The sequence below is a fragment of the Sphingomonas sp. VDB2 genome, assembly GCF_047946695.1.
In the GTDB taxonomy this organism is placed as follows: domain Bacteria; phylum Pseudomonadota; class Alphaproteobacteria; order Sphingomonadales; family Sphingomonadaceae; genus Sphingobium; species Sphingobium bisphenolicum.
Window position 1 is genome coordinate 932,621 of record NZ_CP159615.1, and the last position, 12,272, is coordinate 944,892.

The window sequence follows — 12,272 nt, forward strand, 5'->3', positions numbered from 1 at the left end:
GATGAGAAAATCTGAAATTTAGATCATCTTTTCTCCTATAAACTTATTGTTTAGTTTACTTGACCAAAGCTTGAATCGAAAGCGCCCGCGACTTCACGCTTGCCCTCGGTGAGCCCGGCCTTTTGGAAGCGGGCCGTGATCGCCTGTTCGTGCGCGATGATTTTCGCGTCGATCGGCTGTGCGATCCGGTTGTTGCGGTCGAAGCTGGCGCGGGCAATGTCGAGCGGAAGGCCTGTCTCTTTCGCCAGCACCTGTGCAAACTGATCGGGATGCGCCCGCGCCCAGGCGACCGCTTTGGCTTCCCGCTGGAGGAAGTCGGCCAGCATCGCGCGCTTGGGATCGATGGAATCGGCGTTGGCGACGTCGATATAGAGCGGCAGGCCATAGTCCTTCGCATCGACCACAGCGCGCGCGCCTTCCTTGATCGCGACATTGGTGTAAGGCGTCCAGGTCGCCCAGGCGTCGATCGCGCCGCTGTCGAACGCCGCTTTCGCGTCGCCCGGTGGCAGGAAGGTGACGCGCACCTTGTCGGCCGGGATATGGGCGCGTTCCAGAGCCTGCAGCAGCAGATGATGGCCGATCGACCCGCGCGTCGTCGCCACCGACTTGCCCACAAGATCCTGCGCGATTTTCAATGGCGAGCCGGCCTTGACCAATATGGCGAGCGCGTCGCTCGCCTGATTGGCTGGCGCCTGCACGGCGATGGCCTTGACCGGACTGCCGCTCTGATAGGCGAAGATGAAGGGCGCATCGGCGGCCAGGCCCAGATCCGCCGCGCCGCCGCCGACCGCCTCCAGCAATGGCTGGGCGGCGGGAAATTCCGACCATTCGACCGTATAGGGCGCGCCGTTCAGCACGCCCGATGCGATCATCATCGACCGGACCTGCCCTTTCTGGTTGGCGACGCGCAAAATCTTGTCATCGCTCCGCTTAAAGGTCGCGGCGGCGAGCCCGATGCCCGCCACCGCGATAAGGGACGCCGACAGGATGACGACGTTTTTCCTGGTCATGGATCAGCCCGCCAGTGCAAGGTCGGATGCTTCGCGTTCGGCGACCTTACGGCGCACGACCGGCAGCAATTCGCGACCATAAAGGATGGAATCCCCCAACGGATCGAAACCGCGGATCAGGAAATGGTCGATGCCGATGTCGTAATAATCGAGCATGGCGTCAGCCACCTGTTCGGGCGTGCCGACCAGGCCGGTGCTGTTGCCCGCCGCGCCGGTCAATGCCGCAACGCCGGTCCACAAACGCTTGTCCTGCCGATTGCTGCTGGCGGTATCGAGCAGGCGGAGCGAACCGGCATTGGGCGGGCGATGTCCGGTGAGCGGCAAGCCGGCGGCGACGCGGTTTTCGCGCACCTGTTCCTCGATCTCGCGCGCCCGTTTCCATGCCGCTTCCTCGGTATCGGCGATGACCGGGCGCAGCGACAGCGAGAAACCCGGATTGCGGCCATAACGCGCCGCCGACTTGCGCACGGCCCGCACCGTGTCCTGCACCGCTTCGAGCGTTTCGCCCCACAGCGCATAGACATCGGCATGGCGACCCGCGACGTCGATCGCTTCCGCCGACGATCCGCCGAAGAAGACCGGCAGATTGTCGGGCTTGATCGCGCTGAACGCCTGACGGATGTCGTAGAACTTGCCCCGATGGTCGAAGGGCTTCGCCTCGGTCCATTCCTGCCGCAGGATGGTCAGATATTCGTCGGTCCGGCTGTAGCGTTCGGCCTTCACCGTTTTGGTGTCGCCGTCGCGGGCCATTTCCTCGTCCGCGCCGCCGGTGATGATGTGGACCGCGACGCGGCCGCCCGAAAGCTGGTCAAGCGTCGCAAGCTGGCGCGCGGCGACCGTAGGCTGGGTGAAGCCGGGACGATGCGCGACGAGGAAGCCGAGCCGGGTCGTGATTGCGGCGGCATGGGCCGCGACGATCTGGCTTTCCGGGCTGTTGGAGCCGAAGGGGATGAGGACGCGGTCGAACCCGCCCTCTTCCTGCGCCCTCGCCGCTGCGTTGACATAGTCGGTGTCGAGGACGCGGCTGCGCACCGCCGCCTGCGTTTCGGAGCCGTTATTGAAACCGATATAGCCGATGAACTTGACGCTCATGCATAGTCTCCCGATGTTTAGATGACGAAGAAGCCGTGGGTGCCGTCGCGCTCCAATTGGGCGACGAGGCCATATTCCCAGTCGAGATAGGCCTGCATCGCGGCGGCCTTGTTGTCCGTGCCTTCATAGGGACGCTTGTAGCGGCCCTCCGGCCCGCGCGGGGTTGGCGCACCATCCGGACCTGTTTCCAGCGCAACGGCCGACCAGTCGACATCGAGGATGGCAACGTCCCAACCAAGCTGGGCGAGCCAGGAGGCGGTCATGTCGGCGCGCGGGCCGACATTGTCGGTCACGACGATCCGCGCACCGCGCACCGGAGCATTATGGTCGGTTTCCTGGACCAGTTGGCCGCCCTGCGCATTGCGGAAGCCGGGCAGATGACCGCTTTCATATTCGCGCGGCTGGCGCACGTCATAGCGATAGAGGGTGCGGGCCGTGTCGGCCTGAAACGCGGCCAGTTCGTCCCAGCCGATACGCTTCACGCCGGCGCGATAGGCGACGTCGCGGGCATGGGCGCGTGCTTCCGCGATCGAAACGTCATCGACTTCAGGTGCGACGCGGGTCTGGCCGGTATCCAGTGACTGGCCCGCCAGCGTCCAGCCGATCGTGCCGTTACGCAACGCAAACACCTTGTTGGGGACGCCGGCATTGACCAGCGACTGCGCGCCGATGATCGACCGGGTGCGGCCGGCGCAATTGACGATGATCGTGGTGTCGGGATCGGGCGCGATGGTGCGCGCCCGCAACGCCAGTTCCGCGCCCGGCACGCTGGTCCCGGTAGGGATGCTCATCGTATTATATTCTTCGTAGCGGCGGGCATCGAGGATCTTGATGTCGGCCTTTTCATCGATCAGCGCCTGTACGTCTTCGGCGGCCAGTGAGGGCGTGTGGCGGCGATGTTCGACCAGTTCTCCGAACGCCTTGGAGTAGCTGTTGACGTCCTCGAACAGTTCATAGCCCGCCGCGGCCCAGGCGGAGAGGCCGCCGTCCAGTTCGCGCACATCGCTATAGCCCAGCGCTTCGAGACGGACGGCCGCCTTGCGCGCCATGCCTTCGCCATTATCGTAGACGATGATCGGGGTCGCGAGACGCGGGATGCGCCAGCGGGCTTCCTCGTCGATCCGGCGCAGCGGTATCTGCGCGGCGAAGAGCGGGTGGCCCTGCGCGAATTCATGTTCTTCGCGCAAGTCGATGATCGCGATTTCGCTGCCGGTCAGCAGCGCGCGCCGGATGTCCAGAGGCGTGGCGGTCTGGATACGGTCGAGGATATCGGTGCTCATAGGTTTTTCGATCTGTCCCAGAGGTTGGGGATCACGCCGTTGGCGTAACCCGAAATGAAGGTCTTCGGCGTGCCGTCGAGGGCGTAGGTCGCGCGCTCGACCGCGCCGATATTGGCGCCATAGACATGGATGCTGACGGACGGTCGGTCAGGGAGGCCATTGGTGACGCGGTGGATGTCGCCGATGCGCGGCGAGACGGCGTCCACCTCGCCTTCGTGCAGCAGTTCCTCGCCCTGATCGACCAAGACGCCGCTCGGCAGGCGACGAAAGCGCTCGACCTTCTCGATCCCGCGCAGCACGCCGACCAGACCCCAGACGCTATGGTCGTGGATGGGTGTGGACTGGCCCGGTCCCCAGACGAAGCTGACGACGCTGAACCGCTCCCGGCTGTCGCAGTGGAGCAGATATTGCTGGTAGCGATCGGGATGGGGCCGGGCGAAGGCTTCGGGCAACCAGTCGTCGGTGGCGATCAGGCGGCTGAGCAGCGCGCGGCCGCTGTCCAATATCGCCTGCTCGTCGCGGGTCGCGGCCAGCAGGTCGGCAAAGGCCGTCACGAAGCCGCGCAGGCGGCTGGTGTCGGCCGCGGTATCGACCGGACGCTCGATGGCGGCGAGTGCGCTCATTCGGCGGCGACCGGGAAAGGCACCACGCCCTCGGCATGATCGTCGCCCCCCAGGTGAGAAAGCAGTTTTTCACGCAGGCGCGCAGCAAAACTGGTTCGCTCGCCGCGCGGCGCGGTGATGCGTTCTTCGGCGACGATGCGGCCCTGGTCCAGCACCAGCACGCGGTCGGCGAGCGCGATCGCCTCCTCCACGTCATGGGTCACGATCAGGACGGCGGGCCTATGCTTGCGCCAGAGCGAGAGGACCAAATCGTGCATCCGATAGCGGGTCAGCGCATCGAGCGCGGCGAAGGGTTCGTCCAGCAGCAGCAGTTGCGGCTCGCGCACCAGTGCGCGAGCCAGCGCCACACGCTGCGCCTCGCCGCCCGACAGCGTCAGCGGCCAGGCGTCGAGGCGATGGCCAAGGCCCACTTCCTTGAGCGCGGCTTCGGCGCGGCCACGGCCATTGTCGCCCTTCAGGCCCAGCGACACATTCTTCCAGACCGGCTTCCACGGCAGCAGGCGAGCGTCCTGGAACACGACGGCGCGGGAATCGGGGACTTCCACGTCCTGGCCGCGAGCCTCGTCCAGACCGGCGAGCGTGCGCAGCAAGGTGGTCTTGCCCGAACCCGACCGGCCCAGCAGAGCGATGAACTCGCCGGGTGCGATGTCGAGGTCAAGCCTGTCGACGATGGTGTTCGTGCCGAAGCGCCGGGTAAAACCGCGCAGGCGAACGACGGGTTCGGGATGAGGATGGTGGACAATGGTGTCCACGGTGGAAAAGCCGAGGCGAGCGTCCATGCTTATTGCTCCACTATGCTGGGGCGCCAGATAAGGGCGCGGGCTTCGATCGTGCGGACCAGCCAGTCGGCGCCGAGGCCGAGGATGGCGTAGACCATCAGGCAGACGACAATGATGTCGGTCCGCATGAAATCGCGAGCGTTGTTGATGAGGTAGCCGAGGCCGGCCGAGGCGTTGATCTGTTCGGCGACCACCAGCACCAGGATCGACACCGACAGGGCGTAGCGCAGCCCGACCAGCAGCGAGGGCAAGGCCGACGGCAGGATGACGTGCCAGATCTGCTCCCAGCGGCTGAGGCCGAAGCTCTTGGCCGCATCGAGCAGGCGCAGATCGACGCTGCGGATGCCGCTGTAGAGGTTGAGATAGACCGGGAAGATGGTGCCGAAGGCGATGAGCGCGACCTTGGGGGTTTCGCCGATGCCGAACCAGACGATGAAGAGCGGGGTCAGCGCAAGCGCAGGAATAGTGCGCTTGATCTGCATGAGCGGATCGACCGCCAGCTCGCCCGACCGGGACAGGCCGGCGACGAGGCCTAGGCCCAGTCCCAGGCCAACGCCGATCAGCAGGCCGACCGCGACGCGGGCAAAGGAAACCAGCAGGTTGGAGGGCAGTTCGCCGGACATCACCATCTCCAGCAAGGTGCCCAGAACGGCGGAGGGCGCGGCCAGCGTGCGTTCGGGGATCAGGCCGAGGCGCGATCCCGCTTCCCACAGAAGCAGCAACAGGACCGGCGACAGCCAGCGCCCGCCGAAACGCGAAAGAGAGAAGGGGCGAGGTGTGGAAGCCGGTCGGCTCCGCCCTGCCCTCGATGTATCATTGATCGTCAAAACCGCCATGTCCGGCCCTTTTATGAACTGCGGACAAGCCCAACATGAATTGTCTACTTATTCAATTAAGTTTTGCCAGGCAGACCTATCAGCGTTCGTCATAGGTCGCATTTCGCGGCCGTTGCGGGGCGGATGAGCGCCGGTATTGGCGGTTTCGCGCGCAGCAATCGGTGGGACGTAGTTTTTTCTTCGTCGGATAAATCTCTACTATTTTGATTGATATATAAGCATCAGCGATAAATGATTTTCCGTTTCCGGCTTCGGATCGGCTTCTCCCCTTCAGCCAAAGAGGTTTATCGTGCCGGTCAATCTGCCGACCAACTTGCTGCGCAGTTTCGTTGCCATCGTTGACACCGGGTCGATGCTGAACGCGTCGGAACAGGTGTTCGTGACGCAATCCGCACTCAGCCTTCAGATCAAGCGGCTGGAGGAACTGGTGCAGCAGACGCTGTTCCTGCGCGAAGGGCGGCGACTGAACCTGACGTCCGCAGGCACGGTGCTGCTCGACTATGCCCGTCGCGTGCTGCTGCTGCATGACGAAGCGGTCGCTGCGGTCAGCGCCGGGCGCTTTGCCGGGCCGGCGCGGATCGGGATGGTGCAGGATTTCGCCGACACCCTGCTGACGGGCCTGTTGTCGCGCTTTTCCGAATTGCACCCCGATGCGCAAATCTATGCGCGCGTGGCGGGTACGGCAGAATTGCAGGCGCTGCTGGAACGGCGGGAACTGGACATCTTGCTGGGCTTTGCCGCGCCCAATGACGCCCATGCGGTGACGGTGGCGCCGATGAGCTGGTATGGCGAAACGGCGCTGGTCGACCGCGAGGTCATTCCGCTGGCGGTGCTGGAAGAGCCTTGCCGCTTCCGCGAGGCGGCGATCCGGGCGCTGGAGGATGCCGGGCTGCAATGGCGGATCACGGTGGAAACGCCCAACCTCGCAACGCTGAAGGCGGCCGTGGGCGCGGGCCTGGGCATCACCTGCCGCACCCATTTGTTCCTGGAGGACAGCGCGGCGCTGGAGCATGAGCGGCTGCCGTCATTACCGCGCGTGGCGGCAATCCTGCGGTCGGGCGACAAGCTGGACAAGGCGGCCCATCGGCTGGCGGAATTGGCGCGGGAAACGGTCGAAGCGCTATGACCGGATTCCCGCGCCGGTCACGTCAATAGCCACGCACCGGATCGACAATGTCGCTGGGCGCTTCGCCGCGCGCGAAGCGAGAGATGTCATCGCGCACCTTTTCCAGCAGCCGGTGGCGCACCAGCATATGGTTGCTGGAGACATGCGGGGTCAGTCGCACGGCCGGATGGGTGTAGAGCGCATGACCCTCGGGCAAGGGCTCGGGATCCGTGACGTCCAGCGTCGCAAAGCCGGGGCCGCCCTCCCCGTCCAAGGCGTCGATCAAGGCGTCCTGATCGATCACCGATCCGCGCGCGACATTGATGATATGCGCGCCGGGCTTGACCTTGGCGAGCAGCGCCGCGTCGAACAGATGATAGGTTTGCCGGGTGGCTGGCACGGCGACGATGATATGGTCGGCGCGGGCGACGAGGGTTTCAATGTCGCCGACATGCTCCACGCCGCTGACGCCCGACTGGGCGCCGGTGCGACGCAGGCCGATGACCTGCGCGCCTAGCGCCAGGCCGCGTCGCGCCACCGCCTGGCCGATCGCGCCCAGGCCGACGATGCCTATCGTGGTGCCCGATACCCGGCCAAGCGGCACATTGATCCATTGCGCGCGCGACCGCGCGGTGATCGCCTCCAGATTCTTGGCATGGGCATAGATGGCGGCAATGACATAATCAGCGATCTCGTCCGACGCCACGCCGCGGCCGCAGGTGACGAGCGGGGCATCGAGCAGCCATGGCGGATAGAAATCGATGCCCGCCGATGCGCTATAGACCCATTTCAGCCGCCCCGGCCAGGCGGGCGGGCGCAGCGCCGTGGGCTGGCGCCAGGCAGGCGATGGGCGCACCAGCAGTATGTCGGCCTCGGCGGCGGCGCTCCAGGGTTCTTCGTCGGCGACGTCGATCAGAATGGGCGCGATCGGATGCTGGCCGAGGCCGCGGTTGAATTCGGCGTCGAGTTGGCTTGCGATGATTAGTGACATGTCAGTTCCCAAGGGCCGCCCGGCCAGCGGCAATCAATATGGTGTCGGTTTGCGGCGAATGGATGCGACTGCACAGCACATCGCGATAATGGCGTTCGAGCGGATTTTTCCGGCTGATGCCGGGATTGCCGGTGAGTTCGAGGCCGATCTCCACCGCGCGGATGGCGTTGGCGGTCGTTAGATATTTGATGTTGTTCACCTCCACTGCACTGGGCGGATCGCCGGCATCATAACGGGCGGCGGCATCGCGGATCAGCGTGCGGTTGACCTGCAACAACGTCTCGATCTCGCCAAATTTTTCCTGAACGCGCGGCAGGGTAGCTAGCGAAGCGCCCAGATTGGTCGGCACCCGGTCGTTGAGATAGGCGCGCAGCCAGTCCCGCGCCGCCCGCGCGACGCCGTCATAGATGGTCGAGATAGCGAGCGCGTTCCAGATGGCGAGGCTGGGATCACCTGCGCCGGCGGCCCATTGTTCGGGACGACGAATGTCGACCGCATGGTCGAGCGGCGTCGGCGTGTCGACGAAATGCACTGCGTGGCTGACGGTGGCGCGCATCCCCAGATGGTCCCACACAGGCTCGATATCGATGCCGGCACTATCGGCGCGAACCAGGAAATTGCCGACGCGCGGTACGTCCTCGTCCGTCTTCGCCCAGACCGAAAACCAGTCAAGTCCGGTCGATCCGGTCGAATAGATTTTTGTCCCGCTGATCGCCCAGCCATCGGCGGTGCGGCGGGCGATGGTCGCGGGGAGGCCGCCGCGCACCGGCGTTCCCAGTTCCGGCTCGACCCGCAGGCCGCCGATCAGCCCCCGCCCTGCCACCGCATCGCGCGCCAATCGCTCGTAGATCGCCTGCGGCCAATGGCGCGCACGCGCGGGCGTGGCATGATAATGATAGGTCATGAACAGGATGAGCGCGGTCGACGGCTCACCCTTCGCCACGGCGGCGAGCACGCGGATCGCCTCGCCCAGCCCTGCGCCGTGACCGCCCAGTGCGCGCGGCACGGTCAGGCCGATCAACCCTTCGGCTGCCAGCAGATCGAAATTGGCGCGGGGAAATTCGCCGCTACGGTCATAATGCTCAGCGGTTTCGGCCAGTCGCCGGGTCAACCGATCGAGTTGATCCACGCTGGTCGGCCCGGCCGAAGCGGGCCGGGCACCGTCCTGTTGCATTGCATGGGTGGCCATGATGTTCAGCCTCTGTTGGGAAGGATGGCGTTGAAGCGCCTATCCCAGAGCGGACGCACGTCGACCGCCCTGGGCAACAGCTTTTGCCGGTAGAAAAGGTCCGCGACCTTTTGCTGGGACGCGATCGCCGCGTCTGTGACCGGACGCAGTTCGTATGTGGCGCTCTTGCGCCTGAACTGGCCGACCACATAGTCACGGGGCACACCGATATCCTGGGCGATAATCGTCGCCCATTCATCCTGATGGGTCGCTGCCCAGCCATAGGCTTTCTGCACCAGCACCAGATAGTCGCCGATCAGCCTGGCTTTATCAGGATCGGCCAGCGCATCGACATGCGCCGACACCAGATAGTTGCCCGACAATATGCCGTTGGCGGTCTTGAGTATGCGCGCGCCCTCCGTCGCGATGGCGCGCTGGATTGGGAAACCATAGATCGCCCAGCCGTCCAGAGCGCCTTGCGAGAAAGCTGCAGCGCCATCGGACACGCCCATCGCCACCGGGGTGATGTCGTCCCAACTCAGGCCGACCTCTTCCAACATGCGGATCAGGAAATATTGCGAGGTGGTGGCGCGGACATAGCCCACGCGCCTTCCCTTGAGATCGGCGATCGTCTTCGCCTTCGAACCTTTGGGCACCAGCACGACCTGGTTGTTGACGTCGCCATGGGCGACCGCGATCTGGCGGAAGCTCTGGATGGTGGAGGCCGCCGCGAAGATCGGCGGGATTTCGCTCATGCCGCCATAATCGAGCGAGCCGCCATTCAGGGCTTCCACGACCAGATGGCCGGACTGGAACTCGCTATAGGCCAGATCGAAGCCTTCGGGGGCGATCCCGGCTGCCTTGAACAGCAGACGGGTGTCGCCCTCCCCCTTTCCGGTGACGGAGATACGCAGTTTCGGCCGACCACTCTTGGCCGCGCTGCACCCAGAGAGGATGAGGCAGGTTGACGCCCCAGCCCCCAAGAACGCGCGCCGCGAGAGCATGTCAGCGCCCCTGCGCCGCTTCGCGGGCCGGATCAGGTCGACGGTCGAACAGGACCACATCGGGATCGCGCAGAAACTCGCGCCGCGCGGCTATCCATAGCCGCGTCCAGCGTTGGCCAAGGGAACGTAACAGGCGCATGATCGTCATTCCATTCGATAATTGAGACTTTATCTATTTCAACAGTAGAGATATGTCCCACAAGCAATGTTGGGCGAACCATTAGAAATGCTTGATCCATGCTGAAGGTCGATCATGTCGCCATCGTCGGCGGAGGCTTCAGCGGCGTACTGCTGGCGATCAACCTGTTGCGGCACGGCAATGTCCGGGTGACGCTGGTGGAGCGACGTCCCGACCGGCTGGGACGCGGCCTGGCCTATGGCGCGGCGCAGGCCGGCCATATCCTCAACGTCCGCGCCGCCAATATGAGCGCGCTGCCCGATCAGCCCGGCCATTTCGCGAACTGGCTGACGGCGCAAGGATTGGGCCAGGAGGGCAGCTTCGCCACCCGACGCGATTATGGCGCCTATTTATGCGCACTGCTGGATGAGGCGCGTGCAACCGCTGGCGACCGGATCAGCATCGTCAGCGACGAGGCTACAGACCTGATCGTTGCGGATGACCGCGCATGCATGAGGCTACGATCGGGCGCCACCCTGACAACGGATATCGCCGTGATCGCGCCGGGCAACCTGCCCCCGCACGACCTGCCCGCCTTTGTCGGCCTTGATCGCCCCGCCTATGTCGATGATCCCTGGGCGGCGAACATCGCCACAGGCCTGGGTAGCGACGACGCGGTTCTATTGCTGGGCAGCGGACTGACCGCCATCGATTGCGCATTGAGCCTGGACAGTGCGGGGTTTCGGGGCAAGATCGTCGCCCTGTCGCGCCGTGGCCTGACTCCGCACGCCCATGCGCCCGCCCCGCCCTGTGCCGTCCGGGTAGAACGACCGGCAGGGCCGGTTTCGCTGCTGCTAGCTGGGGTACGGAAACGGGCGGCGGAGATCGGATGGCGCAATGCGGTGGACGAATTGCGGCCCTTCAGCGCCGACATGTGGCGCGCCGCCAGCGCAGCCGAACGCAGCCGCTTCCTGCGTCACCTGCGCCCCTATTGGGATGTCCATCGCCACCGGGTCGCGCCGCAAGTCGCCGAACGGCTGGACGGACTGCGCGCGCGAGGACGGCTGGCGGTCCGGGCGGCGAAGGTGGAGACGGCGACGCCCGATGGCGACGGCCTGATCGTGGAACTGCGTCCGCGCGGAGGCGAGCAAAACGAGACGCTGGCAGTGACGCGGGTGATCAACTGCACGGGACCGCTTGGCGACCTGCGGCGCGTGACCGATCCGCTGCTGCGCAACCTGTTCGACCGGGGCGACATCCGGCCCGATCCGCTGGCGATCGGCATCGACGTCGACCGCCAATGCCATGCCATCGCCGCCGACGGCCGCGCGCAGCCGCGCCTGCATGTCGTAGGGCCGATGACCCGCGGCGCGCATTGGGAAATCGTCGCCGTACCGGACATCCGGAGACAGGTCTGGGCGCTCGCCCGTCAGGTCACCAGCGCCCATTGGGTCGAGGCCGAAGGGCTGTAGCAGGGAGGATAAGCGGTCGATCGCCATCCATGTTTCCGCTCAGGCGCTGCGTGAATCCAGCCCGGCCATGAGAATATCCACCATAGCATCAGCGATCTGCGAGGTCGACAATGCGCCGTTCGGTTCATGCCAGCGCGCCGGCCAGTTCAAGGCGCCAGCCAGCGTAAAAGCGGCGATTTTCACGTCAATCGGCGCGATCGAGCCATCGTCTATCGCTTCGCGCAGCATCTGGCGCAGCGCGACGTCGATTTCCTTCTTGAGCGCGCGGTAGCGCGGCAGGCTCTCGCGCGACAAGGCTTCTTCGCCCGTGCGGATGACGCACCGGCCGAAATCGTCCATGTTGATTTCGGCATAACGGCGCAGGAACTTCATGAGGCGATCACGGCCATTGCCCGATTCGGCACGCGCCTCTTCCGCCGCCTGCAGCAATTGCTGCAATCCGATGGTCACGCATTCCAGCAGCACCTGATCCTTGTTCGCCAGATAATGATAGATGGTGCGCTTGGAGATGCCGAGACTGGCCGCGACGTCATCGAGCGACGTCGCGAAAAATCCGCGTTCGTTGAACATCCGGACGGCGGCGCGCAACACCGCGTCCCGCTTGGCCGCCCTGTCCGTCTGGCGCTGCGCCGCATTCCTGAAAGGTGAAACATCCTGCATGCCCCGGTGCTTGACAGGAAACCTGCCAAAGCACAATACACTCATGAGTGCATATTGGTCTAACGGGTTTCTTGATTCGAATGATGGCGCCTGCCCCCCGGCCTATTGTCCGGCTGCGGCGCGGTTATCGACAA

13 protein-coding genes are annotated in these 12,272 nt (G+C 64.9%); 2 read left to right on the top strand and 11 right to left on the bottom strand.

Translation table 11 applies throughout. The features are described 5' to 3' along the window. Positions 1-50: 50 nt before the first annotated feature. The 6 genes from ABT375_RS04680 to ABT375_RS04705 are packed head-to-tail and all read right to left on the bottom strand — an operon-like array spanning position 51 to position 5,620. On the bottom strand, positions 51-1,010 hold the full coding sequence (locus tag ABT375_RS04680) for an ABC transporter substrate-binding protein (RefSeq protein ID WP_224546020.1): 960 nt from the start codon (positions 1,008-1,010) through the stop codon (positions 51-53). A 3-nt stretch (positions 1,011-1,013) separates the two neighbouring features. Further along, on the bottom strand, positions 1,014-2,102 hold the full coding sequence (locus tag ABT375_RS04685) for an LLM class flavin-dependent oxidoreductase (protein WP_224546018.1): 1,089 nt from the start codon (positions 2,100-2,102) through the stop codon (positions 1,014-1,016). 17 nt (positions 2,103-2,119) lie between these two features. Next, entirely contained in the window at positions 2,120-3,382 is a 1,263-nt protein-coding gene (locus ABT375_RS04690; RefSeq protein WP_416464267.1) for a rhodanese-like domain-containing protein, read from the bottom strand. Next, positions 3,379-4,005, bottom strand: a complete 627-nt coding sequence (locus tag ABT375_RS04695) for a cysteine dioxygenase (protein WP_416464268.1) — start codon at positions 4,003-4,005, stop codon at positions 3,379-3,381. The genes ABT375_RS04690 and ABT375_RS04695 overlap by 4 nt, the downstream gene beginning before the upstream one ends. Continuing rightward, positions 4,002-4,784: an ABC transporter ATP-binding protein gene (locus ABT375_RS04700; protein WP_416464269.1), complete on the bottom strand. Its 783-nt coding sequence runs from the start codon at positions 4,782-4,784 to the stop codon at positions 4,002-4,004. The genes ABT375_RS04695 and ABT375_RS04700 overlap by 4 nt, the downstream gene beginning before the upstream one ends. 2 nt (positions 4,785-4,786) lie before the next feature. Further along, the gene (locus ABT375_RS04705; RefSeq protein WP_224546014.1) at positions 4,787-5,620 is read right to left on the bottom strand and encodes an ABC transporter permease; all 834 of its coding nucleotides are present in this window, start codon (positions 5,618-5,620) and stop codon (positions 4,787-4,789) included. Between the two features lie 289 nt (positions 5,621-5,909). Between ABT375_RS04705 and ABT375_RS04710 the strand changes: the two genes are divergently transcribed. Continuing rightward, positions 5,910-6,746 (top strand): LysR substrate-binding domain-containing protein, encoded by an 837-nt coding sequence (locus ABT375_RS04710; RefSeq protein WP_416464270.1) that lies wholly within the window; start codon positions 5,910-5,912, stop codon positions 6,744-6,746. 22 nt (positions 6,747-6,768) lie between these two features. Here the strand turns inward: ABT375_RS04710 and ABT375_RS04715 are convergent, their stop codons facing one another. Genes ABT375_RS04715 through ABT375_RS04730 form a run of 4 tightly spaced genes read right to left on the bottom strand, consistent with a single transcriptional unit; the run spans position 6,769 to position 10,027 of the window. Next, positions 6,769-7,716: an NAD(P)-dependent oxidoreductase gene (locus ABT375_RS04715; RefSeq protein ID WP_416464271.1), complete on the bottom strand. Its 948-nt coding sequence runs from the start codon at positions 7,714-7,716 to the stop codon at positions 6,769-6,771. Between the two features lies 1 nt (position 7,717). Continuing rightward, on the bottom strand, positions 7,718-8,905 hold the full coding sequence (locus ABT375_RS04720) for an acyl-CoA dehydrogenase family protein (protein ID WP_416464272.1): 1,188 nt from the start codon (positions 8,903-8,905) through the stop codon (positions 7,718-7,720). Positions 8,906-8,910: 5 nt separating this feature from the next. Next, the gene (locus ABT375_RS04725; protein ID WP_416464273.1) at positions 8,911-9,888 is read right to left on the bottom strand and encodes an ABC transporter substrate-binding protein; all 978 of its coding nucleotides are present in this window, start codon (positions 9,886-9,888) and stop codon (positions 8,911-8,913) included. 1 nt (position 9,889) lies between these two features. After that, a complete protein-coding gene (locus ABT375_RS04730; RefSeq protein WP_416464274.1) occupies positions 9,890-10,027 on the bottom strand; it encodes a hypothetical protein in 138 nt (45 codons plus the stop codon). 98 nt (positions 10,028-10,125) lie between these two features. On the opposite strand from ABT375_RS04730, the gene ABT375_RS04735 reads away from it, so the two are divergent. After that, complete coding sequence (locus tag ABT375_RS04735; protein WP_416464275.1) at positions 10,126-11,478, top strand: FAD/NAD(P)-binding protein; 1,353 nt, start codon at positions 10,126-10,128, stop codon at positions 11,476-11,478. A 39-nt stretch (positions 11,479-11,517) separates the two neighbouring features. Here ABT375_RS04735 and ABT375_RS04740 read toward each other — a convergent pair whose 3' ends face one another. Then, positions 11,518-12,138 (bottom strand): TetR/AcrR family transcriptional regulator, encoded by a 621-nt coding sequence (locus tag ABT375_RS04740; protein ID WP_224546005.1) that lies wholly within the window; start codon positions 12,136-12,138, stop codon positions 11,518-11,520. Positions 12,139-12,272: the final 134 nt, after the last annotated feature.

What these genes read in the sequence shown, in the direction of transcription:
- ABT375_RS04680 (WP_224546020.1), bottom strand. Translation starts at nt 1,010, where the DNA reads ATGACCAGGAAAAACGTCGTCATCCTGTCGGCGTCCCTTATCGCGGTG.
- ABT375_RS04685 (WP_224546018.1), bottom strand. Translation starts at nt 2,102, where the DNA reads ATGAGCGTCAAGTTCATCGGCTATATCGGTTTCAATAACGGCTCCGAA.
- ABT375_RS04690 (WP_416464267.1), bottom strand. Translation starts at nt 3,382, where the DNA reads ATGAGCACCGATATCCTCGACCGTATCCAGACCGCCACGCCTCTGGAC.
- ABT375_RS04695 (WP_416464268.1), bottom strand. Translation starts at nt 4,005, where the DNA reads ATGAGCGCACTCGCCGCCATCGAGCGTCCGGTCGATACCGCGGCCGAC.
- ABT375_RS04700 (WP_416464269.1), bottom strand. Translation starts at nt 4,784, where the DNA reads ATGGACGCTCGCCTCGGCTTTTCCACCGTGGACACCATTGTCCACCAT.
- ABT375_RS04705 (WP_224546014.1), bottom strand. Translation starts at nt 5,620, where the DNA reads ATGGCGGTTTTGACGATCAATGATACATCGAGGGCAGGGCGGAGCCGA.
- ABT375_RS04715 (WP_416464271.1), bottom strand. Translation starts at nt 7,716, where the DNA reads ATGTCACTAATCATCGCAAGCCAACTCGACGCCGAATTCAACCGCGGC.
- ABT375_RS04720 (WP_416464272.1), bottom strand. Translation starts at nt 8,905, where the DNA reads ATGGCCACCCATGCAATGCAACAGGACGGTGCCCGGCCCGCTTCGGCC.
- ABT375_RS04725 (WP_416464273.1), bottom strand. Translation starts at nt 9,888, where the DNA reads ATGCTCTCGCGGCGCGCGTTCTTGGGGGCTGGGGCGTCAACCTGCCTC.
- ABT375_RS04730 (WP_416464274.1), bottom strand. Translation starts at nt 10,027, where the DNA reads ATGCGCCTGTTACGTTCCCTTGGCCAACGCTGGACGCGGCTATGGATA.
- ABT375_RS04735 (WP_416464275.1), top strand. Translation starts at nt 10,126, where the DNA reads ATGCTGAAGGTCGATCATGTCGCCATCGTCGGCGGAGGCTTCAGCGGC.
- ABT375_RS04740 (WP_224546005.1), bottom strand. Translation starts at nt 12,138, where the DNA reads ATGCAGGATGTTTCACCTTTCAGGAATGCGGCGCAGCGCCAGACGGAC.